22 protein-coding genes, 5 tRNA genes and 1 other RNA gene are annotated in these 24,391 nt (G+C 47.1%); 24 read left to right on the top strand and 4 right to left on the bottom strand.

Annotated elements, in window-relative coordinates; all coding sequences use genetic code 11:
* Window positions 1–69 precede the first annotated feature (69 nt).
* The 17 genes from DXA57_RS00440 (at window position 70) to DXA57_RS00360 (ending at window position 14,561) form a co-directional block, all read left to right on the top strand.
* Window positions 70–1,410, top strand: coding sequence for an MATE family efflux transporter (locus DXA57_RS00440; protein ID WP_117763965.1), 1,341 nt, complete (start codon window positions 70–72; stop codon window positions 1,408–1,410).
* A gap of 321 nt (window positions 1,411–1,731) precedes the next feature.
* Window positions 1,732–3,333 (top strand): ribonuclease J, encoded by a 1,602-nt coding sequence (locus DXA57_RS00435; protein WP_117764380.1) that lies wholly within the window; start codon window positions 1,732–1,734, stop codon window positions 3,331–3,333.
* 23 nt (window positions 3,334–3,356) lie between these two features.
* Window positions 3,357–4,343 (top strand): Gfo/Idh/MocA family protein, encoded by a 987-nt coding sequence (locus DXA57_RS00430; protein WP_117763964.1) that lies wholly within the window; start codon window positions 3,357–3,359, stop codon window positions 4,341–4,343.
* A gap of 127 nt (window positions 4,344–4,470) precedes the next feature.
* On the top strand, window positions 4,471–4,977 hold the full coding sequence (locus tag DXA57_RS00425) for an SEC-C metal-binding domain-containing protein (RefSeq protein WP_199612639.1): 507 nt from the start codon (window positions 4,471–4,473) through the stop codon (window positions 4,975–4,977).
* A 59-nt stretch (window positions 4,978–5,036) separates the two neighbouring features.
* Window positions 5,037–5,762: a YdcF family protein gene (locus DXA57_RS00420; RefSeq protein WP_158571197.1), complete on the top strand. Its 726-nt coding sequence runs from the start codon at window positions 5,037–5,039 to the stop codon at window positions 5,760–5,762.
* A 41-nt stretch (window positions 5,763–5,803) separates the two neighbouring features.
* Window positions 5,804–6,346, top strand: a complete 543-nt coding sequence (locus DXA57_RS00415) for a TIGR01440 family protein (protein WP_243005666.1) — start codon at window positions 5,804–5,806, stop codon at window positions 6,344–6,346.
* A gap of 20 nt (window positions 6,347–6,366) precedes the next feature.
* Window positions 6,367–7,284 carry an ABC transporter ATP-binding protein gene (locus DXA57_RS00410; protein ID WP_117763961.1) on the top strand — a complete coding sequence of 306 codons (918 nt, stop codon included), beginning with the start codon at window positions 6,367–6,369 and terminating at the stop codon, window positions 7,282–7,284.
* Entirely contained in the window at window positions 7,244–9,385 is a 2,142-nt protein-coding gene (locus DXA57_RS00405; RefSeq protein ID WP_147345639.1) for a DUF6449 domain-containing protein, read from the top strand. The genes DXA57_RS00410 and DXA57_RS00405 overlap by 41 nt, the downstream gene beginning before the upstream one ends.
* A 289-nt stretch (window positions 9,386–9,674) precedes the next feature.
* Window positions 9,675–11,600 (top strand): threonine--tRNA ligase, encoded by a 1,926-nt coding sequence (gene thrS / locus DXA57_RS00400; protein ID WP_117763959.1) that lies wholly within the window; start codon window positions 9,675–9,677, stop codon window positions 11,598–11,600.
* Between the two features lie 129 nt (window positions 11,601–11,729).
* Entirely contained in the window at window positions 11,730–12,053 is a 324-nt protein-coding gene (locus DXA57_RS00395; RefSeq protein WP_117763958.1) for a DUF1540 domain-containing protein, read from the top strand.
* Window positions 12,054–12,288: 235 nt separating this feature from the next.
* Window positions 12,289–12,783 (top strand): translation initiation factor IF-3, encoded by a 495-nt coding sequence (infC, locus tag DXA57_RS00390; RefSeq protein WP_117763957.1) that lies wholly within the window; start codon window positions 12,289–12,291, stop codon window positions 12,781–12,783.
* 87 nt (window positions 12,784–12,870) lie between these two features.
* Window positions 12,871–13,068, top strand: coding sequence for a 50S ribosomal protein L35 (gene rpmI, locus DXA57_RS00385; RefSeq protein ID WP_117763956.1), 198 nt, complete (start codon window positions 12,871–12,873; stop codon window positions 13,066–13,068).
* Between the two features lie 28 nt (window positions 13,069–13,096).
* On the top strand, window positions 13,097–13,453 hold the full coding sequence (rplT, locus tag DXA57_RS00380; RefSeq protein WP_117763955.1) for a 50S ribosomal protein L20: 357 nt from the start codon (window positions 13,097–13,099) through the stop codon (window positions 13,451–13,453).
* A gap of 75 nt (window positions 13,454–13,528) precedes the next feature.
* An RNA gene (rnpB, locus tag DXA57_RS00375) (RNase P RNA component class A) lies at window positions 13,529–13,874 on the top strand.
* A gap of 70 nt (window positions 13,875–13,944) precedes the next feature.
* Window positions 13,945–14,214 carry an acylphosphatase gene (locus tag DXA57_RS00370; protein ID WP_117763954.1) on the top strand — a complete coding sequence of 90 codons (270 nt, stop codon included), beginning with the start codon at window positions 13,945–13,947 and terminating at the stop codon, window positions 14,212–14,214.
* 145 nt (window positions 14,215–14,359) lie between these two features.
* A tRNA-Leu gene (locus tag DXA57_RS00365) sits at window positions 14,360–14,443 on the top strand.
* Window positions 14,444–14,477: 34 nt separating this feature from the next.
* Window positions 14,478–14,561, top strand: a tRNA-Leu gene (locus DXA57_RS00360).
* Window positions 14,562–15,021: 460 nt separating this feature from the next.
* On the opposite strand, the gene DXA57_RS00350 is transcribed toward DXA57_RS00360, so the two are convergent.
* Both DXA57_RS00350 and DXA57_RS00345 read right to left on the bottom strand, forming a co-directional pair.
* Window positions 15,022–15,105 (bottom strand) — tRNA-Leu (locus tag DXA57_RS00350).
* A 34-nt stretch (window positions 15,106–15,139) separates the two neighbouring features.
* A tRNA-Leu gene (locus DXA57_RS00345) sits at window positions 15,140–15,223 on the bottom strand.
* 211 nt (window positions 15,224–15,434) lie between these two features.
* On the opposite strand from DXA57_RS00345, the gene DXA57_RS00340 reads away from it, so the two are divergent.
* From DXA57_RS00340 to hisS, 7 genes are all read left to right on the top strand, one after another.
* Window positions 15,435–15,518, top strand: a tRNA-Leu gene (locus DXA57_RS00340).
* 421 nt (window positions 15,519–15,939) lie between these two features.
* Window positions 15,940–16,464, top strand: a complete 525-nt coding sequence (locus tag DXA57_RS00335; protein WP_117763952.1) for an adenine phosphoribosyltransferase — start codon at window positions 15,940–15,942, stop codon at window positions 16,462–16,464.
* 44 nt (window positions 16,465–16,508) lie between these two features.
* Window positions 16,509–18,815, top strand: a complete 2,307-nt coding sequence (locus tag DXA57_RS00330) for a RelA/SpoT family protein (RefSeq protein ID WP_117763951.1) — start codon at window positions 16,509–16,511, stop codon at window positions 18,813–18,815.
* A gap of 16 nt (window positions 18,816–18,831) precedes the next feature.
* Complete coding sequence (locus tag DXA57_RS00325) at window positions 18,832–19,473, top strand: MBL fold metallo-hydrolase (RefSeq protein ID WP_117763950.1); 642 nt, start codon at window positions 18,832–18,834, stop codon at window positions 19,471–19,473.
* 12 nt (window positions 19,474–19,485) lie between these two features.
* Window positions 19,486–20,958 (top strand): coproporphyrinogen dehydrogenase HemZ, encoded by a 1,473-nt coding sequence (gene hemZ / locus DXA57_RS00320; protein ID WP_117763949.1) that lies wholly within the window; start codon window positions 19,486–19,488, stop codon window positions 20,956–20,958.
* A gap of 42 nt (window positions 20,959–21,000) precedes the next feature.
* The gene (locus DXA57_RS00315; RefSeq protein WP_243005665.1) at window positions 21,001–21,609 is read left to right on the top strand and encodes an HD-GYP domain-containing protein; all 609 of its coding nucleotides are present in this window, start codon (window positions 21,001–21,003) and stop codon (window positions 21,607–21,609) included.
* Complete coding sequence (gene hisS / locus DXA57_RS00310; RefSeq protein ID WP_117763948.1) at window positions 21,609–22,862, top strand: histidine--tRNA ligase; 1,254 nt, start codon at window positions 21,609–21,611, stop codon at window positions 22,860–22,862. Before DXA57_RS00315 ends, hisS begins: the two co-directional genes overlap by 1 nt.
* Window positions 22,863–22,948: 86 nt before the next feature.
* Here the strand turns inward: hisS and DXA57_RS00305 are convergent, their stop codons facing one another.
* Together DXA57_RS00305 and DXA57_RS00300 are read right to left on the bottom strand one after the other, a co-directional pair.
* On the bottom strand, window positions 22,949–24,016 hold the full coding sequence (locus DXA57_RS00305; protein ID WP_117763947.1) for a hypothetical protein: 1,068 nt from the start codon (window positions 24,014–24,016) through the stop codon (window positions 22,949–22,951).
* Between the two features lie 21 nt (window positions 24,017–24,037).
* On the bottom strand, window positions 24,038–24,316 hold the full coding sequence (locus DXA57_RS00300) for a DUF1294 domain-containing protein (RefSeq protein WP_330423162.1): 279 nt from the start codon (window positions 24,314–24,316) through the stop codon (window positions 24,038–24,040).
* Between the last annotated feature and the right edge of the window lie 75 nt (window positions 24,317–24,391).

Below are 24,391 nucleotides of genomic sequence, written 5' to 3'. Positions count from 1 at the left end.
TGCTCTTTGGAAAAACTCCTGTTATACTTTTCATGACATCTGACGTATCGGACAAAAGGAGGAAAACAAATGAGTAAGGATATGACGCGGGGAAAGCCTCTGGGATTGATCTTGAAATTTTTTATTCCCGTGCTTCTCGGCAGCCTGTTTCAGCAGTTTTACAGTATGGTGGATACCATTGTGGTGGGAAAATTTGTGGGGGTCAATGCTCTGGCCGGTGTCGGGGCGACCGGTTCCATCAACTTTCTGATCCTTGGTTTTGCCATGGGCATCACCATTGGATTCGGCGTTAAGGTGGGACAGCGGTTCGGAGCGAAGGATTATGAAGGTATGAGAAATTATGTGGCGAATGGTTTTTATCTGATCATCATCATTTCAGCCATCATGACGCCGCTGACCATGTATTTCTGTAAGGATATCCTGGAACTGACAGGAACGCCGGAGGAGATTTTTTCAGACTCGTACAATTATCTCATCTGGATCCTGGCAGGCACCTTCTTTTCCATGCTTTACAATGCGACATCAGCGATCCTGCGGGCGATCGGAGACAGCCGGACGCCATTGTTTGTCCTGCTTTTTTCATCGGTGCTGAACATCATTCTGGATCTTCTGTTTGTTCTTGCTTTTCATATGGGAACCACAGGAGTGGCAGTGGCTACTGTAGCCTCCCAGGGGATCTCCGGAATTCTCTGTCTCTTTTATATGTTCTGGCATTATGAAGAGCTTCGGATCCGGAAAGAAGAATTCCGGGTGTCTCTGGAAAAAATGGCGGCACTTCTGAAACAGGGAATCCCTATGGCATTGCAGTTTTCAATCACTGCTGTGGGTGGTGTGATCCTTCAGAGCGCAGTCAACAGCCTTGGTTCTGTCTCTGTAGCGGCGATGACTGCAGGAAACAAGATCTCCTTTATTTTTTCCAGTGCTTTTGAGAGTATGGGAACCACCATGGCAACCTACTGCAGCCAGAATCTGGGAGCAAAAGAGTACGGAAGGATCCGGAAGGGGATCCGCTGTGCCTGTCTGATCTCCGGTTGTCTCTGCGTGTTTTCTTTTGCTGTGGTCTGGCTGGCAGGCAGATACATCGCACTGCTGTTTATCGATGCCGGAGAAATGGAACTGATGGGACAGATCCAGCTTTTCCTGCGGGTGATCTCATCCTTCTATCCGTTCCTGATCCTGATCTTTATCCTGAGAAACAGCCTTCAGGCAATGGGTTACAGCTTTATCGCCATGTTTGCCGGTGTTTTTGAACTGGTCGGCCGGGCGTCAGTGGCCTTTGGTCTGGTTGGAAAACTGGGCTTTCTGGGTGTTGCCTTTGCTTCACCGGCCGCCTGGGTTCTGGCCGATGTGATCCTGGTCACTACCTATTTCTCAGTTGTACGGAAGTTTCCGCAAGAGGATATCAAATAAGTATTATATTCGCCAGAAACCTGCAAAACTGCCAGTTTCTGGCGTTTTTTTCTATTGTCGTGGAAAAAATCTGTGGAAAAAATCCGGTAATTAAAAAAGCGGGGCTTGCCTATCTGCAAAAAAATGGTTATACTGTAAAAAGGGTGAAAAGAGAGTGTCTCTGTTTTTGAGACACCGGGCGGAATGAAAAAGATAACGAAACAGCATGCCCGGAACGTGGGGGTATGCGAAAAAAACAGCAGGAGATGAAAATTGAAAACGGACAAAAAAGAATGTAAATCAGTAAAAATCATCCCTTTAGGGGGATTGGACAAGATCGGAATGAATATTACTGCCATCGAGTACGGTGATACCATTGTGGTGGTAGACTGCGGAATTGCGTTTCCGGAAGGAGACATGCTGGGTATTGACAAGGTAATCCCGGATGTTTCCTACCTGGTAAAGAATAAAGAGAAAGTCAAAGGCTTCGTTATCACCCATGGTCACGAGGACCATATCGGAGCCCTTCCTTATATCCTTCCTCAGCTGAATGTACCGGTGTATGCCACACGGCTTACCATGGGGCTCATCGAACATAAGCTGAAAGAAGCAAACCTGATCCGTAAGACCAGACGGAAAGTGGTCAAGCAGGGCGGTTATGTGGTGCTTGGTGAAATGCGTGTGGAATTTATCAAGACGAATCACAGCATTGCGGGAGCGTCAGCACTGGCTATTTATACACCGGCAGGAGTAATCCTTCATACCGGTGACTTTAAAGTGGACTACACGCCTCTTTTTGGAGAACCGATTGATCTGCAGCGCCTGAGCATCATTGGTAAAAAAGGAGTGCTGGCTGTTCTGAGTGACAGCACCAATGCCCTCCGCCCGGGCTTTACCCCGTCTGAAACCAAGGTTGCCAAGACTTTTGATACTCTTTTTGCAGAGCACAGAAAGAGAAGGATTATTGTTGCAACCTTTGCATCAAATGTGGATCGTGTGCAGCAGCTTATTAACACCGCTCATAAATATGGCCGGAAGGTGATCCTTCAGGGCCGGAGCATGGAGACGGTCATTGAGATCGCTACAGATCTTGGCTACGTGAAGATTCCGGAGAAGACTCTGATCAGCGTCAACGATATGAACCGCTATCCGGATGAACAGCTGGTATTTATCACGACCGGAAGCCAGGGTGAGGAAATGGCGGCTCTGTCCCGTATGGCAGATGGTACGCACAGAAAAGTACGGATCAAGCCAAACGATACGATTATTTTAAGCTCCAATCCGATCCCGGGAAATGAAAAAGCGGTTTCCAGGATCATCAATGAGCTGACAGAAAAAGGAGCCAATGTGATCTTTCAGGATACGCATGTATCCGGTCATGCCTGTCAGGAAGAGTTGAAGCTTATTTATTCTCTTTTAAAGCCCCGCTATGCGATCCCTGTTCACGGTGAGTATCGCCACAGAGCCGCTGCGGCAGGTCTGGCAAAAGATCTTGGTATTCCGGAGGAGCGGGTCATGCTCATCCAGTCCGGAGACGTGCTGGAGCTTTCAGAGGAAGAAGGCAGGGTTACCGGAAAAGTTACAGCCAGAGAAGTCTTTGTAGACGGCCTTGGCATTGGTGATGTGGGAAATATCGTGATCCGTGACCGTCAGAATCTTTCCGAGAACGGAATCATTGTTGTAACGCTTTCACTGGAAAAGGGAACCAACAGCCTTCTGGCAGGACCTGATATCATTTCCAGAGGCTTTGTCTATGTGAGAGAGTCCGGGGAACTTATGCAGGAGCTCCGCACGGTTGCCCTGGAGGCAGTGAAACGCTGTGAAAAGAAGAATTACCGGGAATGGGGCAAGATCAAAGGAGAGATCCGGGATGCCCTGGATGAATTCCTCTGGAAGAAGATCAAGAGAAAACCGGTGATCATTCCGATCATTATGGAAGTATAGAACGGATCAGGGAGGTTTCTGCCATGAAAGAATTTCGTTTTGTGATCCTGGGCGCAGGAAATATCGCCGGAAAATTCTGTGAAGCTGTTTCCCTTACGGAACATGCTGCGGTTGCTGCAGTAGCCAGCAAGAGTCTGGAGCGGGCAGCAGCTTTTGCAGAAAAAAATGGTGTTCTTAAGGCCTATGGGGATTATGAAGAAATGCTCCGGATGGAAAAACCGGACGGGGCTTATATTGCGGTGACACCGAACGATCATTACCGCCTTTCCATGCTTTGCCTGAAATATGGCGTTCCGGTGCTCTGCGAAAAGGCGATGTTTCAAAACAGCCGGGAGGCAAAAGAAGTTTTTGCGGTTTCAAAAGAAAAAGGCATCTTTGTGATGGAAGCTCTCTGGAGCCGCTTCCTTCCGGCTGTATGTAAAGTCGGCGAATGGCTGGACGAAGGGCGGATCGGCAAGGCGAAGATTGCCAGCTGTACCATTGGATTCCGGGCGGATCCGGATCCCAAAAGAAGATATTATTCACCGGAACTCGGAGGCGGGGCATCGAAAGATATTACTGTCTATGCCTATGAGATCACAACGTATCTGCTCCGCCAGAAGCTGAAGAATCTGACAGTTTCCGCAGTCTGGAGTGAGAGTGGTGTGGATGAAAGCAGTCTTGTGACACTGGAATTTGAAGAGACACTGGCCAGTCTGATGACGACCTTTGCGGCTGATACGGATGAACGTCTGGTGATCTATGGAAGCAAAGGACATATCGAGCTTCCCTATCCCCATTATGCATCGGAGGCTTTTCTCTATGGGGAAAAAGGAGAACTTCTGGAGCATTTCCGGGATGAAGAGACAAAGAACGGTTTTACCTACGAGATTGCGGAGATGATCCGCTGCATCCGTGGCGGGCTGACAGAAAGTCCGGTGGTCCCGCACAGCACAACACTTGCCTGTGCAGAGCTTTTTGACCGGATCGATGCCACAAGACCGGAAGGAAGAGATTCCTCTCATTTTTGAAAAGGTTTCTGGATTAAGCGTTGAAAAAAAACAGAAATTAGTATATAATAGGATGAACGTGTCATAGGACCCCATGTTTTCATGACATGGAGATGATCAATTTGAAACAAAGGATGGTATAAGTAAAATGGGATTATTACAGGAATGGCGTGAGATTGCCTACAATCAGGAGACTGACAAAAAACAGCTGCAGAAATTCTGGACCGAGTATTTCCTCATTGAAAAAGGAATCTATGAGAAGCTCCTTTCCAATCCGGACGAAGTAGTAAAAGGAACCGTAAAAGAACTGGCTGAGAAATATGGTATCAAAGTGCTGACCATGGCTGGTTTCCTGGATGGTATTAATGACAGCCTGAAGGTGCCGAATCCGATCGAGACCATGGACGAGGATACCGAGGTGACTCTGGCTTTTGATAAAGAGATGCTTTACAAGAATATGGTAGATGCCAAAGCTGACTGGCTGTATGAGCTGCCCATGTGGGATGAGATTTTCGAGCCGGATCACAAGAAGAAACTCTTCATCGAAGCGAAGAAAGCAAACACCGTTGTGAAAGGACCGAAGATCGGAAGAAACGATCCCTGTCCCTGTGGAAGCGGAAAGAAATATAAATACTGCTGCGGCAGAAATAAATAATCAGGGAGAAGGCGTCTGTGGAAAACGGGCGCCTTCCTTTGTCATACGGAGGAATGGGTATGGGCTGGATGGTGCTTGGAGGGATTTGTCTGCTTTATTTTCTGCTCCTTCTTGGTGTCGGCATGGATTTTTCAGTGATCTGGCTGCTGGCCGGAGCAGGATCTGTGATGGTGGGGCTTTTCCGCCATTTTGGAAAATGGAAATTGCCGAAAACGGTGTCTGTGGCGGCAGGTGGCTGCCTGTTGCTTCTTCTTCTCGTTTTCGCAGGGATCGAAGGACTGATCATGACCGGAATGTTTGCAAAAGGAGAGTCAGGACTGGACTATCTGGTGGTTTTGGGAGCACAGGTACGGGGAACAGTCCCGAGCCGGGCATTGAAGAAACGGCTGGATACTGCGGCAGAATATCTTGGAAAAAATCCGGAAACAAAAGTTGTGGTTTCCGGTGGAAAAGGAGCCGGGGAAGAAATCACAGAGGCAGAAGCGATGGAGAACTATCTTCTGGAGCTTGGGATTGAAAAAGACCGGATCATTATGGAGGATCGATCTACAACGACCAGTGAAAATCTGAGATATACGGGAGAACTCATCGACCGTGAAAAAAAGATCGGTCTGGTGACGAATAACTTCCATATTTACCGGGCATTGAAAATGGCAGAAAAACAGGGATACACGCATACAGTGGGGGTGGCGGCCCCTTCGGATCCTCTTTATCAGATCCATTATCTGGTGCGGGAATTTTTTGCTCTGATAAAAGCAGCAGGAAAAGGGGATATTACCCTTTGACAGGCGGGAAGCCGGAAAGGAATAAGATGGAGACACTTGAAATGATCAGAGAAGAAGCGGCCAGTGCGACGGCTCAGCTTCTGGAAATGGCAAAAATGAAAGAAGGAGAACTGTTGGTGGTGGGTTGTTCCAGCAGCGAGATCGGTTCAGAGAAGATCGGCACGCATTCCAGTGCAGAGGTCGGAAAAGCTGTTTTTGAAGGCATTAAGGCGGAACTGGATAAAAAGGGTATCTTTCTGGTGGCTCAATGCTGTGAACATCTGAACCGGGCACTGATTCTGGAACGGGCTGCAGCAGAGAAGTACGGTTATGAAGAGGTGAATGTGGTTCCTCAGCTGAAAGCCGGCGGTTCTTTTGCTACGGCGGCGTATGCAGGTTTTCGGGATCCTGTGGCTGTGGAGGAGATCCGGGCGCATGCGGGGATGGATATTGGTGATACGCTCATTGGCATGCATCTGAAGAGAGTGGCTGTGCCGGTGAGGATCAGCCAGAGAACCATTGGCGCGGCCAGAGTGGTCTGCGCACGGACGAGAAGAAAGTTCGTAGGCGGAGAGAGAGCTCATTATGATCCGGAACTCTTATAAGGAAAGCATGAGAGAAAACTATGATAGAGATAAATGGCGTAAATAAAAAATTTTCTACGACAGCTGCCCTGAATAATGTCATTGCTGCCGTACAGGAAAAGAGTATTTTCGGACTGGTTGGAACCAATGGAGCTGGAAAGAGCACGCTTCTTCGGATCATGTGCGGCGTGATCTGCCCGGATACGGGAAGTGTCATGGTGGACGGAGAAAATGTATATGAAAATCCGAAGATCAAAGAACGAATCTGTTTTCTTTCAGATGAAGCCTACTTTTTCCCGAATGCCACAGGTGAGAGTATGGCGGAATATTATGAGATCCTGTATCCGCATTTTGATGAATATCGTTTTTTTGATCTCATGGAGCGGTTTCAACTGAACCGGAAAAGAAAGCTTGCCTCCTTCTCCAAAGGGATGAAGCGTCAGGTGCTCATGCTTCTTGGGATCTGTGCAGGAACGAAATATCTGTTCTGCGATGAAACCTTTGACGGTCTGGATCCGCTGATGCGCCAGTCTATGAAAAGTCTCCTGGCGGGAGAACTTGCAAAAAGAGATTTTTCAGCTGTTATCGCTTCTCACAGTCTGCGGGAGCTGGAGGATATCTGTGATCATATCGGTCTTCTCCATAAAGGCGGGATCCTTCTTTCCAGAGATCTGGAAGATATGAAATATCACATTCATAAGCTTCAATGTGTGATCCGTGACCCGGAAAAAGAAAAAGAACTGCTGGAAGAACTGAATGTGGTACAATATGAAAAAAGAGGCTCGCTCCTCACCGTCATAGCCAGGGGAACGAGACAGGAGATTCTCATGAGTATAGAGGAGAAGAATCCGGTGTTTTCCGAGGTGCTTCCACTGACTCTGGAAGAAATATTTATCAGCGAGACGGAGGTTGCCGGATATGATATCAAAGAAATCATTCACGATGCTGTTAAAGGATGATCTGAAGAAGAGAAGCTGGCTTATGTTGGTTTCCGTTCTCTTTTTCTGTCTGTTTTTTCCGGGGATCGTTCTGGATAATGTGCAGGGGATGATCAGTATTTACGGAGAGCAGGGTGTGGAAAGCCGTTTTCTGAATGCGCTTACCTACAGCGGAAATAACTATTATGCGATGGCTGTGTTTCTGTTGGCTGCATTCTGTGCATTTACCGGATTTTCTTATATCTATTCCAGACAGAAACTGGATTTTTATCACAGTCTGCCGGTAAAAAGGGAGAGCTGGCTGGTTTTGAAAACCGTTTCAAGCTTTTTGATCTTTGCACTGCCAGCGGGAATGGCTGTGCTGGAAGAACTTTTTATGGGAGTGTTCTATCATGTGACAGATCTGCGTTTTGTAGAAGCTGTTCTGGGGAAGTTTTTTCTGTATCTTCTGGTTTTTCTCTCTTCTTACTTTTTATGTCTGCTAGCCATGCTGATGACGGGAAAACTTCCGACCGGTATCCTTCTGACACCGGTGCTTTTGGGCTTTACAGGAGTTGTGAGCTGGCTTTACCGGCTTTTTCAGAAGACTTTTTATACAGGGTATCTGGGGTCTGAAAGCAATAATCTTTTTCGAAAATATCCTTCGCCGGGCACCTGTATGCTGGATCTTACAGAAAGGTGGAACCGGTACGTGGAAAATGGTCTTTCCGGGAAAATGTCCTGGAGAGAACCGATCCTTCTCATTCTGTTTCTACTGTTGGAGATCATGCTCTGTGTCTGCCTGTATCGGAACAGAAGAACAGAGGCGGCGGGAAATGCGGTGGTATTTCCGAAACTGGGGATCCTTATTAAGCTTCTGGCAGTGTGTGCGGCATCCCTGGGAGTGGGGATCTGCCTGAAGACCTTTTCTTATACGCAGAGCGATCTCTGGTTTTTTGGAGGGATTGCACTTGGAATCCTGGTTTTTACAGGAGTTCTGGATTTTATATTTTATACAGATATCCGGAATGTATTGAAAAAACCACTGGAACTTTTGGCGGTTACTGCATTGACCTTTGGTATTGCGCTGGTGTTCCGCTTTGACCTTCTGGGATATGACTCTTATCTTCCGGATACGGATAAGATCGCCAGCATGTCTGTAAATAACAATTTGCTTTCCAATGTCTATCATCAGGTGATGACTTATACGGAGCTTTCCAGTACCAGTACCACCACTGAGGACAGCACGCAGACATTGGATGCCTATCAGCTGACAGAGTTTGAACCTATTTATGCCATGGCAGAGAACGGGAGCGAAAATGCAGCACTGGAAGAAGCGGCAGATGGAGACCGGATTTTGGTGGATATCCGCTATAACCTGAAAAACGGCAGGGTGGTTTACCGGACATATCCGGTGGACAGCCAGGTCTTTGAGGAAAATGCGGATGAATTATATGAAAAACCGGGCTTTATCAAAGCCATGTATCCGATCTTCGGAAGAAGAAGCAGTGAGATTTCTTCTATCTGGGCATACGGTGTAAATGCCAGAAGCGGAAGTTACACGTTCCGTTCCAAAGAGGAAAAAGAAGAATTTGCAGAAGCCTATAAACAGGATCTTCTGACTTTGAACTACAGTGATCTTTCCGGCAGCGATCTTCTCGGAAATATGACGATCAGCTATGAGCCGGAACAACAGGAAACAGGAAACGAAATACTGCCGACCAGTCTCATCAGTGATGAGGATAATGGCTATCCGATTCTCCGGCGGTTTAAAAAAACCATTGCAGTGCTGGAAAAATTCGGGGTTACTTTTCCGGAAACGCTGGATCCGGACGAGGTGAGGGAACTTTCTGTCTGGTATGAAAACAGTGATGTTGCAGTGAACCTTCTGGCTGTGGGAGCCGGAGAAACGGATCTCATTTCAGACAGTCAGAAAAAAGAACTGTTGGATATGCTTTCCTATCAATACTGTATCGCGCCGGAGAGCGATAAGGATATTTACTGCATCACCGCATACGGGGAAGAAAATAACTATCTGCAGACCTTTATCGTACCGGGAAGTGATCTTCCGGAAGACATTCGTACGATACTGGAAAACAGTGTCCGGCAGGTGAGTTCCGAAAAAAGTCAGATCACGGGTTGACAAACCGGAAATCGGTGATTATAATCAAGGTCAGGAAAAGCGTCGAGGAGACGAGTAGAATGGCAGAATGTCTCAGAGAAGGATGAGTAGGTGTGAGCATCCCGGCAGGAACCATTTGAAGACCAGCTCCGTTCAGCGGCCCCAATCCGGCCCGGTTGACACCGTTATCGTCAGAATGAGTGGCTATGCCAGAAATAAGGGTGGAACCGCGGGAAAAAGATAACTCGCCCCTTGTGATCTTTCAACAGAAGGATTGCAGGGGGCTTTTAATTTTGTAAGGAGGAAAATTATGATCATCACATTGAAAGACGGCTCTAAAAAAGAGTACGCAGAAGCAAAAAGCGTTTATGACATCGCACTGGACATCAGCGAAGGCCTGGCAAGGGCTGCCTGTGCCGGAGAGATCAACGGCGAGGAGGTTGACCTTCGTACGATTGTGGATTCCGACTGCGAGCTGAACATCCTTACCTTTGAAGATGAGGGAGGAAAGGCAGCATTCCGTCATACCGCATCTCATATCATGGCACAGGCAGTCAAACGTCTCTATCCGGAGACAAAACTGGCCATCGGACCTTCTATCAAGGATGGTTTTTACTATGATGTAGACAGAGAAACTCCTTTTACGGGAGAGGATCTGGAGAAGATCGAAGCAGAGATGAAGAAAATTGTTAAAGAAGGACTTCGTCTGGAGCGCTTCACCATGACCCGTGAAGAGGCTATCCGGTTCATGCAGGAAAAAGAAGAACCCTACAAGGTACAGCTGATCGAGGATCTTCCGGAGGATGCAGAGCTGAGCTTTTACCGCCAGGGTGAGTTTGTAGATCTCTGTGCAGGACCGCATCTGATGAATACCAAACCGGTAAAAGCATTCAAGCTTACCAGCCTGGCAGGCGCTTACTGGAGAGGAAATGAGAAAAACAAGATGCTGACCCGTATCTACGGTACCGCATTTACCAAGAAGGCAGATCTGGAAGAGTATCTTGGCCGTATCGAAGAGGCGAAGAAGAGAGATCACAGAAAGCTGGGCAGAGAGCTTGGTATTTTCATGATGAGAGAAGAAGGACCGGGCTTCCCCTTCTTCCTGCCGAAGGGAATGGTTCTGAAAAATACGCTGCTGGATTACTGGAGAGAGATCCACAACAAAGCCGGTTATGTAGAGATTTCCACTCCGATCATGCTGAACCGTCAGCTGTGGGAGACCTCCGGTCACTGGGATCATTACAAAGAGAACATGTACACCACCGTCATCGATGAGCAGGATTTTGCCATCAAGCCGATGAACTGCCCGGGCGGCGTTCTGGTTTATGAGTCTGAGCCGCGCTCTTACCGTGATCTGCCTCTGCGCATGGGAGAGCTGGGACTGGTTCACCGTCATGAGAAATCCGGTCAGCTTCACGGACTGATGCGTGTACGCTGCTTCACACAGGACGATGCACATATCTTTATGACTCCGGAGCAGATCCGCGATGAGATCAAAGGTGTTGCGAAACTTATTAATGAGGTATACAGCCTGTTCGGCTTTAAATATCATGTAGAGCTTTCAACCCGTCCGGAGGATTCCATGGGAAGTGATGAAGACTGGGAGATGGCTACCGATGCGCTCAGAGCGGCACTGGATGATCTGGGACTGGATTATGCAGTGAATGAGGGAGATGGTGCATTCTATGGTCCGAAGATCGACTTCCATCTGGAGGACTCTCTGGGAAGAACCTGGCAGTGCGGCACCATTCAGCTTGATTTCCAGCTGCCCTTACGTTTCAACCTGGAATACATTGCAGCTGACGGAGAGAAGCATCGTCCGATCATGATCCATCGTGTGGTATTTGGTTCTATCGAACGTTTCATCGGTATTCTTATCGAGCATTTCGCAGGTGCGTTCCCGACCTGGCTGTCTCCGGTACAGGTACGTGTACTGCCAATCTCTGATAAATACATGGAGTATGGTCAGAAGGTTCTTGCAGAGCTGAAAGCAGCCGGGATCCGTGCGGAGATCGATACAAAGGCTGAGAAGATCGGCTATAAGATCCGTGAGGCAAGACTCCAGAAGATCCCTTACATGCTGGTAGTCGGAGCAAAAGAGGAAGAGGACGGCGTGGTATCTGTAAGAAGCCGTTTCAAAGGTGATGAAGGCCAGAAGGGTCTGGATGCATTTATTTCCGATATAAAAGAAGAGATCAAAAATCGTGAGAACCGTAAGGTAGAGGTGGAAGCATAATCATTAAGATTTTCTTTTGTCGACGCGGCTGATCACGAGGCAGAAAAACATTTGCGTGAATCGTGAATAAAAAGAAGGATAACGGCAGATATTATTTCTTGTATCAGATGGATAAAAGGAGGTAATATCATGCCGTTATTAGTTTGTTCTGCAATGAGCTGTATCTACAACAGAGGAGAATACTGCAGCAAAGGAGATATCACAGTCGGAGGAAAAGAAGCGGGTCAGCCGGAAGAAACCTGCTGTGAGAGCTTTATGGCAAGAAGAGGGAATGAAGTGACGGACAGTGCCGGTGTTCCCAGTGCGACCATTCATGTGGGCTGTAAAGCCTGTCACTGTCAGTATAACGAAGAACAGTGCTGCACCGCATCGAAGGTTGATATCGATGGTGCTTCTGCGAAAGAGAAAGACGAGACCCAGTGCGGAACTTTCTGTTGCTGCTGCGGAAAATAAAAAAGTAAAAATAACAGGTTGACAATGAGGGAAATCTATGGTATCTTAATATAGGTTAAGAAAAGAAAGCAGAGTGTCCACTCTCACCTCAGCACGCTTCAGTGACTGGCGGTTTATAGATTTCCCTGTTGAAACGGGGCATTTGTATGGTGGACAATCGCGTCCATCTTTTTTTATGTCCGCTGATCATCATGAACAAAGAACGGTACGGAGGTGCAAAACAATTAGCGAATTAATGATTAACGAGCAGATCCGCGATAAAGAGATCCGCTTAATTGGAGAAAATGGAGAACAGTTAGGTATTATGTCTGCCAGAGATGCTATGAAGATGGCGAAAGAGGCAGAGCTTGATCTGGTAAAGATTGCTCCTGCGGCAAAACCGCCTGTCTGCAAGATCATCGATTATGGAAAATATCGTTATGAGCAGGCAAGAAAAGAAAAAGAAGCTAAGAAAAAACAGAAGACCATCGAGATCAAAGAGGTTCGCCTGTCACCGAATATTGACGTGAATGATCTGAATACCAAGGTAGGAGCGGCAAGAAAATTCATCGAGAAAGGCAACAAGGTAAAAGTTACCCTGCGTTTCCGTGGACGCGAGATGGCTCATATGCAGAGCAGCAGACACATTCTGGATGATTTCGCAGAACAGATGAAGGATGTTGCCAGCGTGGATAAACCCCCGAAGATCGAGGGTCGGAATATGACAATGTTTTTAACTGAAAAACGTTAATCACGCAGTTAAAATAGGGAAAAACCTTCGGGTTTGACCGTGCGGTATCATAGCCGCGATAGATTCAGAATAAGGAGGAACATAAGAATGCCCAAGATTAAAACCAGCAGAGCAGCTGCAAAACGTTTCAAAAAGACAGGAACCGGTAAATTAAAGAGAAATAAAGCTTATAAGAGCCATATCTTAACCAAGAAGACCACGAAGAGAAAGAGAAACCTGAGAAAGGCTACGATCGTGGACGCTACCAACTTCAAGAACATGAAGAAGATCTTACCGTATTTATAATCGAAAGACTGAAGGAGGAAATTAAGAGATGGCAAGAATTAAAGGCGGCTTGAACGCAAAGAAGAGACATAACAGAACCCTGAAACTGGCAAAAGGTTACAGAGGCGCACGTTCCAAACAGTATAGAGTAGCAAAACAGTCTGTCATGAGAGCTCTGACCAGCTCCTATGCAGGAAGAAAAGAGAGAAAGCGTCAGTTCAGACAGCTCTGGATCGCTCGTATCAATGCAGCAGCTCGCATGAACGGACTTTCTTACAGCAGATTCATGTATGGTCTGAAACTGGCTGGCGTTGAGATGAACAGAAAGATCCTGGCTGATATGGCTATCAACGATGCTGAGGGCTTCAAAACTCTGGCAGAGCTGGCAAAAAGCAAACTGGCTTAATGTGATCTGAACAGAAAGGCAGATTGAGCGGAGAGATCCGGGCAAGACTGCCTTTTCTCTATGGCAGAAGTATAACGAGTAAAACAGGTGGTCGCGGCTGACAGACCGAAAGGTGTCAGGCGAGGAAAGTCCGGGCTTCACAGGGCAGGATGCCGGATAACATCCGGTGGAGGCGACTCCAAGGACAGTGCAACAGAAATAAACCGCCCGCTTTGGCGGGTAAGGGTGGAAAGGCAGTGTAAGAGACTACCGCCCGGCTGGTAACAGACGGGGCATATGTAAACCCCATTCGAAGCAAGACCGAATAGAGACATACGGCGGCCCGTCGGTCTCAGGTAGGTCGCTTGAACCTGCTGGTAACAGCAGGTCTAGATAGATGACCATCCAATGACATAACCCGGCTTATCGTTTTGCTCGTTTTAAAGATGTTTTTATAATAGGAAGAATTCCCGCAGCCTGCTGCGGGTTTTGTTTTATCCGGAGGAAACGATATGAAGAAAGTAAGGAAGCATTTTTATTTCTATGGAAATGTCCAGGGAGTAGGCTTTCGTTCCAGAGCCAGATGGATGGCTTCCGGTCTGGGACTTACCGGCTGGGTGAAAAATGAATGGGATGGGAGTGTGGAAATGGAAGTGCAGGGAGATCCAGCGGCTATTACAACTCTTCTGGAACGGCTGAACCGTATGAGCTATGCCTGGATCGACCGCATGAGCTGTGTTGATATGGAGATCATAGAGGAAAACGGATTCTACGTACGGTAGGAGAGTGGCTTTTTTGCATATAGATGCACGTTTAAATTTTGCAAATAAAAAATATGGAAAAAAGTTGAAAAAAACAGTTGACAGATGATGCAATTGCATGTATAATACTAAATGTTCGTGAGGAACAGAAAACTTCATAGAATGCGCGGGAGTGCTGGAATTGGCAGACAGGCTAGACTAAGGATCTAGTGTTGGCAACGACGTGTGGGTTCAAGTCCCATCTCCCGCATCCTTCTTAAAAAGTTGGATGCAGCGAACGAAATGCGGAAGTGGCGGAATTGGCAGACGCGCAGGCTTCAGGTGCCTGTGGTAGCAATACCGTGCGGGTTCAAGTCCCGCCTTCCGCATTCTTTTTTTGCTTCAATATCTTTCTTGTTTCTATTGTGTAAGGCAATGGGCGGGAGAGAAAACTTTTGCAGATCATGATACAAAAAACAGGTGCTCCTACAGGCTTCTATAGAAACGAAACAAAAGATTCAGAACATTTCAGGGAGAATAAAAATGGAATGTTTTGAATCTTTTTTTGTTTTTATTAAGGATGCGATTGGAGCTGCTTGTATATGTCAGTCACGAAGAGAGGACAGAGTGTTGCAGACGGTAATGAATGGTAAGATAGAAGAGGGTGTAAAGAAAATATATATAAATAAAAGTAACGATTCAGAACCACCTCCAAAATGCTATGCATTTCGTCGGTGTGGCGTATCCGCCAAATAGATTTCCATGTAAAAGTGTTCATTCATGCAAGCATGATTCACACTTTTGCATGAAAATCTGCTTGACTCTGAACAGTTACAAATAAAAAAAGAATGCGGAAGGCGGGACTTGAACCCGCACGGTATTGCTACCACAGGCACCTGAAGCCTGCGCGTCTGCCAATTCCGCCACTTCCGCATTTCGTTCGCTGCATCCAACTTTTTAAGAAGGATGCGGGAGATGGGACTTGAACCCACACGTCGTTGCCAACACTAGATCCTTAGTCTAGCCTGTCTGCCAATTCCAGCACTCCCGCAGACTTTATTAAGTTTTGTGTTCCTCAGGAACAAGACAGATTATAGCATCGTTTTTTCAACTCGTCAACTACTTTTTTCAAATTTTTCAAAATTTTTTAAATTTGCGAAAAAAATAAAAAATTCAAAAAAGGTGTTGACAAACAAGAGATCCTGTTGTATGATAGGTCTGTGCTTGAGAGACAGCACAGAAAAGTTCATAAGAACAAAAATGCGGAAGTGGCGGAATTGGCAGACGCGCAGGCTTCAGGTGCCTGTGGTAGCAATACCGTGCGGGTTCAAGTCCCGCCTTCCGCACTTTTTCTTTTTGTGACAATGCAGAAAGCAGGGTTTCATGGAACAGGGATGTTCTATGAAGCCTTTTTGTGTATCTCGGCTTGCAATCATGATTTTCCGATGTTATACTACTATAGTTAGAAACGAATGATGTAAAGCGGACATTCGCAATCCGCTTCGCTACTTGCTCATGAACGCAGTCGCTTCGCGATCTGTCAGTGGGAGCTTTCAACTCCCACTGACATAAGCATCCCCCCTCACCCGCCGCTTAGTGCTCCGCGCACTTGAAGCGGGGGAATGCTTATCTGCGTTCAAAAGCTGCTGTTCTACAGCAAAGAAATTCCCAGGTAACCGTTGTGGCGAAAATGCCTTTTGGACACAACAGCATAAAAAATAAAAGTGCGTTGGAAAGACGCCTTAGATAAAACTGGAGGACAAGACGATGAAAAAAATTGAAGAGTATGTCAGAAGTATTCCGGATTTTCCGGAACCGGGTATTATTTTCCGTGATATCACGAGTGTGCTGAATGACGCAGACGGTCTGCAGCTGGCCATTGATTCCATGGATGATCTTCTGAAAGGCACGGATTTTGATGTGGTAGTCGGAACCGAATCCAGAGGTTTTATTTTCGGTGTACCCATCGCTTATAAAGAAAAGAAACCCTTCGTTCCGGTGAGAAAGAAAGGAAAACTTCCACTGGAGACCATTTCTCAGGATTATGATCTGGAGTATGGCAGTGCGACCATCGAGATGCATAAGGATGCGATCAAACCGGGACAGAAGGTTGTGATCGTAGATGATCTCATTGCTACCGGAGGAACCGTGGAGGCCTGTATCAAAATGATCGAGCGTCTGGGTGGAGAAGTTGTCAAGGTGATTTTTTTAATGGAGCTGAAAGGTCTGAAGGGCAGAGAACGTCTGAACGGTTATGATGTGGCTTCTGTCATCAGCTATGAAGGAAAATAACGGTCTGAGACTGTGAAAAAACGATACGGAAAGCGGTGATAGATATGGCAAAAGACGAGAGCGGAAACTATAAAGTAGATGAAGTGAAAAAAGCGGATGCCAGCGTAAAGACCATGGCAGATTTTACCAGCCCGGATATTCTATATAAGGAATTGATCGACAGTGTAAAGAAATACCATCCTTCCACAGATATTTCCATGATAGAGAAGGCTTATCATATCGCTGACGATGCACATAAAGGACAGCTTCGTAAGTCTGGGGAGCCTTATATCATTCACCCTCTTTGTGTGGCGATCATCCTGGCAGATCTGGAGCTGGATAAAGAGAGCATTGTGGCAGGCCTTCTTCATGATGTAGTGGAAGATACCGTCATGACACCGGAAGAGATCAAAGAGGAATTCGGTGAGGAAGTAGAAGTGATCGTTGATGGTGTCACCAAACTGACACAGCTGTCCTACAAAGTGGATAAAGTAGAAGAGCAGGCGGAGAATTTAAGAAAAATGTTTCTGGCCATGGCCAAGGATATCCGTGTGATCATGGTCAAACTGGCAGACCGTCTTCACAATATGCGTACGCTGAAATATATGAAGCCGGAAAAACAGAAAGAAAAAGCCCGTGAGACCATGGAGATTTATGCACCGATCGCTCACCGGCTCGGTATCTCCAAGATCAAAGTAGAGCTGGATGACCTTTCTCTGAAATATCTGGAGCCGGAGGTCTATTATGAGCTGGTGGAGAAGATCGCTCTTAGGAAAAGTGAGCGGGAACAGTTTGTCCAGTGCATCGTAAAGGATGTCCGGGAACAGATGGATAAAGCCGGTATCAAAGCGGAGATCGACGGCAGGGCAAAGCATTTCTTCAGCATTTACAAAAAGATGGTCAACCAGGAAAAGACCCTGGATCAGATCTATGACCTCTTTGCGGTCCGGATCATTGTGGATACGGTAAAGGACTGTTATGCGGCCCTTGGTATCATCCATGAGATGTATAAGCCGATCCCGGGACGTTTTAAAGACTATATCGCCATGCCCAAACAGAACATGTACCAGTCTCTTCATACCACACTGATCGGTCCTAACGGGCAGCCTTTTGAGATACAGATTCGTACCTTTGAGATGCATCGTACCGCTGAGTATGGTATTGCAGCGCACTGGAAATACAAAGAGGCAGCCAATGGTGTGAAACCGGCAGCCCAGCAGGAGGAAGAAAAGTTAAGCTGGCTCCGTCAGATTCTGGAATGGCAGAGAGACATGTCTGATAACCGGGAGTTTATGGGTCTTCTGAAAAGTGATCTTGACCTTTTTGCGGAGAGTGTTTACTGCTTTACGCCTGCCGGAGACGTGAAAAATCTGCCCAATGGTTCCACTCCCATTGACTTTGCCTACAGCATCCACAGTGCTGTCGGAAATAAGATGGTAGGTGCAAGAGTCAACGGAAAACTGGTAAACATTGACTATGTGATCCAGAACGGAGACCGGATCGAGATCATTACTTCCCAGAATTCCAAGGGCCCCAGCCGTGACTGGCTGAAGATCGTCAAGAGTACACAGGCAAAGAACAAGATCAACCAGTGGTTTAAAAATGAGCTGAAGGATGATAACATCATCAAAGGAAAAGAGCTCATGTCGGCTTATTGTAAAGCAAAAGGGATCCCTTTAAATGACATCCTGAAGAACGAGTTCATGGAGACTGTCATGCGGAAGTACGGTTTCCGGGACTGGGATTCCATTCTTGCGGCGATTGGCCACGGCGGCCTTAAAGAGGGCCAGGTGGTCAATAAGCTCATGGAGGGCTACGAGAAGAAGAAAAAGAAAGAACTGACAGATGAAAAACTGGTGGAATCTGTTGTGGAGCATGCACAGGACATTGAGCACCGCAGCAGCAAAAACCACAGTGCCATTGTGGTAAAGGGCCTCCATGATCTGGCAGTGCGTTATTCCAAATGCTGTTCTCCGGTGCCTGGAGATGAGATCGTCGGTTTCGTTACCAGAGGAAGAGGTGTTTCCATCCACCGGACGGACTGTATCAACATCATCAATCTGAGTGCAGAAGAGAGGGCACGTCTGATCGATGCGGAGTGGCAGAAGGCAGAATCCGAGAATCCCAATGAGCGGTTCCCGGCAGAGATTAAAATCTATGTCAACAACCGTACCGGCGTGCTGGTAGATATTTCCAAGATCCTCACAGAAATGAAGATCGATCTGACAGGAGTCAATTCCAGAACCAACAAGCAGGGCAAAGCAACGATCACCATGAGTTTTGATGTACACAGTAAAGAAGAACTCAATTCCATCATTGCGAAGATCCGTCAGGTTGAGAGCGTTATTGATATTGAGAGAAGTACGGGCTGACAGAAAGGAAGACAGGATGAAGGAAGCAAAGAACAGAAAGCTGTTGGAACTCCATCTCGGACCGATCAGAACCAACTGTTATCTGATGATCCGGACGGACAAAAAAGAAGCTTTGATCATTGATCCGGGAGACGGAGCGGCTGCTGTGGCGGCAAAACTCACAGAAGAAGGCGTGACACCAAAAGCAATTCTGCTGACACATGGGCACAGAGATCATATCGGAGCAGTGCCGGAGCTTCGGAAACATTACGGAATCCCGGTTTATGTGGGAGAGGCGGATCAGGAAATGCTTGGGAGTGCGGATAAAAACCTTTCTTCCGGTCTTTTCGGAGAGACGTTTACCATGCAGGCGGATAAGCTTCTGAAGGATGGGGATCAGCTGGAACTGGCAGGATTTTCCATTCGTGTTTTTCATACGCCGGGACATACGCCGGGAGGTTGCTGCTTTTATTTTCCGGAGGAGAAGGTACTCTTTTCCGGCGATACGCTTTTCTGCGGTTCCGTAGGAAGAACCGATTTCCCCGGGGGAAGCGGTTCTGCACTGAGGACTTCTGTGCGCCGGCTTTTGAAAGAGCTTCCGGGAGATACGGAAGTGTATCCGGGGCATGAAGGTGACACGAGCATTGAACAGGAAAGGCGTTGGAATCCCTATGCGTAAGGAAGAAACAAAATGATCATAATACAGCTGAACAAACAGGATTTTGAGTATGATCTGCATTCTCTGGTGAAGTCTTTTTATCCGGGAGAGGATGTGACGGTCTGTTATGAAGAACCGGAAAATGCCGGTGAGGCTTTGTTGAAAATCTCTGTGATCTATAAAGAACAGGAAATTAAGATCCGGTTTGAAAAAGACGGTCAGACAGTAAAAGAAGATACGGAGACCGTGGAATATGAAAAGAACCGGAAGGAGACAAAAAATCACCTGAAGTATCGGGTATACCAGATGCTCAGCGATTACACAGGAATGACCCTTCCGTGGGGAACACTTACCGGGATCCGCCCGACCAAGATCCCTATGGCCCTGTTGGAGCAGGGGATGAGTAACCGTGAGATTGCAGATCATATGCGAAAGACGTACCTGATCAGTCCGGAGAAAACGTCACTTGGCATCTCCATTGCCAATCGGGAGAGGCATATTCTGAGAGATATCGATTATGATAACGGTTACAGCCTTTATGTGGGGATCCCGTTCTGCCCGAGTATCTGCCTCTACTGTTCCTTCAGTTCCAGTCCTCTTTCTGTCTGGAAAAAGAAGGTCGATGATTATCTGGATGCACTCTGTAAAGAGATCGCTTATGGAGCGGAGGTTTACAGAGACCGGCAGCTGGATACCGTATATATTGGCGGCGGAACGCCTACGACTCTGGAACCGGAGCAGCTGGACCGGCTGCTTACGGAGATCGGGAAGTATTTTGATCTCAGCAAGGTTCAGGAATTTACGGTAGAAGCAGGAAGACCGGACAGCATTACAAGGGAAAAACTGGAAGTGATCCGGAAGCATCCGGTCACACGGATCTCTATCAATCCACAGACGATGAACCAGAAAACGCTGGAGATCATCGGCCGGAGACATACGGTGGAAGAGACAAAAGAAGCATTTCTTCTGGCGAGAGAGCTTGGTTTTGATAATATCAATATGGATCTCATTGTTGGTCTTCCCGGTGAAGGAAAAGAGGAAGTGGAGCATACCCTTCAGGAAATCCGGAAACTGGATCCGGACAGTGTGACAGTCCACTCTCTGGCAGTGAAACGGGCCGCCCGGCTGAATATGTTTAAAGATCAGTATAAGGAAATGTCCTTTATCAATAATATGGAGATCATGGATATGACCGAAAAGGCCTGTATGGAATCCGGTCTATTTCCCTATTATCTTTACCGTCAGAAAAATATGGCCGGTAATCTGGAGAACGTGGGTTACGCCCGTCCGGGAAAAGAAGGAATTTACAACATTCTGATCATGGAGGAAAAGCAGTCTATTCTTGCTCTTGGAGCCGGTGCCTCCACCAAGCGTGTCTGGCCGGAAGCCAATGAAGACGGAACACATCGCATCGAGCGGTGTGAAAATGTGAAAGATGTGGCATCGTATCTTTCCCGTATTGATGAAATGATCGAGCGGAAAAAGAAATTTTTTGCAGAAGTCTGAAAAAAAGACCCCAGAGATACAAAATACAAAGGATTTTTTAAAATGGAGAAAAGAACAACAGGACACATTTTACGGCTGGACCTTGCCTCAGAGCTGACCCACGGAATGTGCGTGAGCAATCTGGCATTTCAGGTGGCGTGTGAAATGGGACTGGAACCGGAGATTTGCCACGAGCTGGCAGTGGCGGGAGTCGTCCATGATATCGGAAAGCTTGAAATTTCCAAATATCTTTACAGCAGGCAGTCGGATCCGTTGACGATTGAAGAGCTGAAATATGTGAGAACACATTCCACTATGGGATATGCCATCCTGAATGAGCGTCATTATTCGGAATTTATCCTGCAGTCCATTCTGCATCATCATGAAAATTATGACGGTTCCGGATATCCTTCCAACCTGGCAGGGGAAGAGATCCCTCTGGGGGCAAGGATTTTAAGAGTCTGTGATACCTTTGCGGCGCTGATCTCAGACCGGCCGTACCGCAAGGCTTTTTCCATGGAAGAGGCAGTGGCATTGATGATCGATGAGATCAAGGATTTTGATGTGGGTGTTTTTCTGGCTTTTCAGAGAGTGGTCCACGGGCCGCATATAGAAGAAATTATAGAAATCAATAAGCAGGTCCTGGACCTGAATGAGGAGGACATAAGATAATGGCATTGAAAAAGAAACCGGTCACCGGTATGAAAGACATTCTGCCCAGGGAGATGGAGATCCGCAATTATGTGATGAATCTGATCAGGGAAACTTATGGAATGTTCGGTTTTACAAATATTGAAACTCCCTGTGTGGAGCATATTGAAAACCTGTCCAGCAAACAGGGCGGAGAAAACGAAAAACTGATCTTTAAGATCATGAAAAGAGGAGAAAAACTGAAACTGGATACGGCTCAGAGCGAGGCAGACCTGGTGGATGGCGGTCTCCGTTATGATCTGACGGTTCCGTTGTCCCGTTATTATTCCAACAATGCCAACGAGCTTCCCAGTCCGTTCAAGGCTTTGCAGATGGGAAATGTCTGGAGAGCAGACCGCCCGCAGAGAGGCCGTTACCGTCAGTTTATGCAGTGTGATATTGATATTCTGGGTGAGCCCACGATCCTGGCTGAGATCGAACTGATCCAGGCCACCTCCACGCTTGTGGGAAAACTGGATTTCCAGGGCTTTACCATCCGCATCAATGACCGGAAGATCCTGAAGGCCATGGCAGCATACAGTGGTTTTCCGGAAGAAGCATACGATGAAGTCTTTATCATTCTGGACAAAATGGACAAGATCGGTCTGGATGGTGTAGAAGAAGAGCTGGTAAAAGCAGGTTATGAGAAAGAGAAAGCAGAGAAATATCTGGAGCTTTACCGGGAAGTGACACCGGATCTTTCCGGTATCCGTTATCTGAAGGAGAAACTTACCGGTTTCCTGGATCCGAAATGCGCAGAAGATCTGGAAACCATCATTTCCAGCGTGGAGGCAGTAAAAACTGCGGACTTCCATCTGGTATTTGATCCGACCCTGGTACGCGGAATGTCTTATTACACCGGTCCTATTTTTGAGATCAGTATTGACGGTTTTGGCGGTTCTGTAGGCGGAGGCGGACGTTATGATGAGATGATCGGACGCTTCACCGGTCAGAATACACCGGCCTGCGGCTTTTCCGTCGGATTTGAGCGTATTGTTATGCTGCTTCTGGAGAAGGATTACCAGATCCCTACCAGAAAGGAGAAAAAAGCTTTCCTGATTGAGAAAGGCATTGCAGGAGAGGCTTTGATCAAAGTCTTCGAGGAAGCAAAGGCAGAGAGAGCCAAAGGCGTACAGGTCAATGTGGTACAGATGAAGAAAAACCGGAAATTCCAGATAGACCAGCTTGAAAAAGAGGGCTATACGGATATCCGCAGCTTTTATGCAGAAAAGTAAAGAAAAAAGACTTATAATCGAAAACAAAAAACCGCTGCCAGGAAAGAGTATCTCTTAACCGGGCAGCGGTTTTTAAAGGTGATTTGTCATTCATTGTCATGAAAAGCATTTAAAGCATCTTCCGAGCCGCCAAGGAGCACTTCGCTGAATTCTTCACCGATGCTCATTTCCCAGGCAGACCCGTTGTTATGAAAGGTAAGGGGAACAGAGCGGAGGATGGTGTCTTCGTTTTCATCCAGTGCTTCTTTTAAAAATCCGGCAGATTTATCTGCGATCTCAGAATCCGAAGCCCGGAGCGATTCTGTGGTTTCTGCGTAAGCCAGGAGCTTTTTACGATAAGCTTTCAGTACAGAGGTCATATCGAGACTGGTAATGTCTGCACTGGCTGTGGCGTCCTCATGATCGACACGGAGCTGTGTGACCTTATACTGAAAGCAGGAGGCAATCCGGGCTGCCAGGCTTTGATCTACCTGATCAGACTGTTCGCTTCCGATGGCAAAGACGTCATGCATGTCGAGGTAAGAGATCCAGTCTTCCGGCGAAAAGTCGGTGAAAACATCCAGTGTGGCAGTTGCTACCTCTTCTGGTGTCAGGAGATAGGGATCCTGCAGGGCACTGATAAGACCGCCGACGATTTCATCCTTCAGAGAATCGGTGGTCTGGATGACCCAGTTTCCGGACTGACGGATCAGGTTAAAATGTGCTTCTGTGCGGGCTGTCTCATAGGTGTTGCTTTTCAGGATATCACGAAGCACTGTAAAGTAGGAATTCATGGTATCCGTCTGGGATGCCCGTGGATCCGCAGCGATCCGGGTCAGGGACAGGCAAAGATCATGGGCAAGGGAACGGGAATCCAGGTTCCGGATCTCTACGATGACTTCTGCCTTGTCATCGGCAGATTCTGTGGAAAGAACAGAGTAGTCAAAATTCTGAAAGAAAAGCCGGACGGCTTCAGTGGTTTCTTCTCCGACATCGGTGTCCCGCATTTTATTCTGGACAATGTCCTGGTAGGAAACAAAATTCCGGATGGTCTTTTCGTCCAGCTTTTTGATCTGCTCCAGTTCGGAACGGACCAGCTTCTCCGGTGTCTTGGCACCGCAGCCCGTAAGCAGCAGAGCCAGAAAGAGAAAAAGGATATTCCGTATTTTTTTCATAAGCGCCTCCTTATGCGTCGGTCAGGCTGGAAATCTCAGGCGGCAGAGCATGCAGACCGCACCAAACTCCAGGAAAAAGATCAGCGGCAAGCCATAACGGAAAGAGGGATGCCGTGTTTTGTGGTGGAACAGGTACATACCGGCAATAGAACCGGGAGAACCGCCGAGAATGGCAATGAGAAAAAGGGTTCTCTCAGGGATCCGCCATTTCCCAAGCCGGGCCTTTCTCTTGTCGATCCCCATGGAACAGAAACCGATGAAGCTGAAAAGAATGCACCATCCGATGAATAATCGCATCATAAAAATCCTTTCTTTAGCAAGGGTAATATATAGCATCCTCATTTTATCGGAAAAGGGGCGTTGTGTCAAATATCC

It is taken from the genome of Blautia sp. OF03-15BH (assembly GCF_003463065.1).
In the GTDB taxonomy this organism is placed as follows: Bacteria; Bacillota; Clostridia; order Lachnospirales; family Lachnospiraceae; genus Limivivens.
This window is presented reverse-complemented; position numbering and strand designations above follow the sequence as displayed.

Excerpts from the sequence above, each read along its gene's own strand:
- DXA57_RS00440 (WP_117763965.1), top strand. The coding sequence starts at position 70 with ATGAGTAAGGATATGACGCGGGGAAAGCCTCTGGGATTGATCTTGAAA.
- DXA57_RS00435 (WP_117764380.1), top strand. The coding sequence starts at position 1,732 with ATGAATATTACTGCCATCGAGTACGGTGATACCATTGTGGTGGTAGAC.
- DXA57_RS00430 (WP_117763964.1), top strand. The coding sequence starts at position 3,357 with ATGAAAGAATTTCGTTTTGTGATCCTGGGCGCAGGAAATATCGCCGGA.
- DXA57_RS00425 (WP_199612639.1), top strand. The coding sequence starts at position 4,471 with ATGGGATTATTACAGGAATGGCGTGAGATTGCCTACAATCAGGAGACT.
- DXA57_RS00420 (WP_158571197.1), top strand. The coding sequence starts at position 5,037 with ATGGGCTGGATGGTGCTTGGAGGGATTTGTCTGCTTTATTTTCTGCTC.
- DXA57_RS00415 (WP_243005666.1), top strand. The coding sequence starts at position 5,804 with ATGATCAGAGAAGAAGCGGCCAGTGCGACGGCTCAGCTTCTGGAAATG.
- DXA57_RS00410 (WP_117763961.1), top strand. The coding sequence starts at position 6,367 with ATGATAGAGATAAATGGCGTAAATAAAAAATTTTCTACGACAGCTGCC.
- DXA57_RS00405 (WP_147345639.1), top strand. The coding sequence starts at position 7,244 with ATGATATCAAAGAAATCATTCACGATGCTGTTAAAGGATGATCTGAAG.
- thrS (WP_117763959.1), top strand. The coding sequence starts at position 9,675 with ATGATCATCACATTGAAAGACGGCTCTAAAAAAGAGTACGCAGAAGCA.
- DXA57_RS00395 (WP_117763958.1), top strand. The coding sequence starts at position 11,730 with ATGCCGTTATTAGTTTGTTCTGCAATGAGCTGTATCTACAACAGAGGA.
- infC (WP_117763957.1), top strand. The coding sequence starts at position 12,289 with ATGATTAACGAGCAGATCCGCGATAAAGAGATCCGCTTAATTGGAGAA.
- rpmI (WP_117763956.1), top strand. The coding sequence starts at position 12,871 with ATGCCCAAGATTAAAACCAGCAGAGCAGCTGCAAAACGTTTCAAAAAG.
- rplT (WP_117763955.1), top strand. The coding sequence starts at position 13,097 with ATGGCAAGAATTAAAGGCGGCTTGAACGCAAAGAAGAGACATAACAGA.
- DXA57_RS00370 (WP_117763954.1), top strand. The coding sequence starts at position 13,945 with ATGAAGAAAGTAAGGAAGCATTTTTATTTCTATGGAAATGTCCAGGGA.
- DXA57_RS00335 (WP_117763952.1), top strand. The coding sequence starts at position 15,940 with ATGAAAAAAATTGAAGAGTATGTCAGAAGTATTCCGGATTTTCCGGAA.
- DXA57_RS00330 (WP_117763951.1), top strand. The coding sequence starts at position 16,509 with ATGGCAAAAGACGAGAGCGGAAACTATAAAGTAGATGAAGTGAAAAAA.
- DXA57_RS00325 (WP_117763950.1), top strand. The coding sequence starts at position 18,832 with ATGAAGGAAGCAAAGAACAGAAAGCTGTTGGAACTCCATCTCGGACCG.
- hemZ (WP_117763949.1), top strand. The coding sequence starts at position 19,486 with ATGATCATAATACAGCTGAACAAACAGGATTTTGAGTATGATCTGCAT.
- DXA57_RS00315 (WP_243005665.1), top strand. The coding sequence starts at position 21,001 with ATGGAGAAAAGAACAACAGGACACATTTTACGGCTGGACCTTGCCTCA.
- hisS (WP_117763948.1), top strand. The coding sequence starts at position 21,609 with ATGGCATTGAAAAAGAAACCGGTCACCGGTATGAAAGACATTCTGCCC.
- DXA57_RS00305 (WP_117763947.1), bottom strand. The coding sequence starts at position 24,016 with ATGAAAAAAATACGGAATATCCTTTTTCTCTTTCTGGCTCTGCTGCTT.
- DXA57_RS00300 (WP_330423162.1), bottom strand. The coding sequence starts at position 24,316 with ATGATGCGATTATTCATCGGATGGTGCATTCTTTTCAGCTTCATCGGT.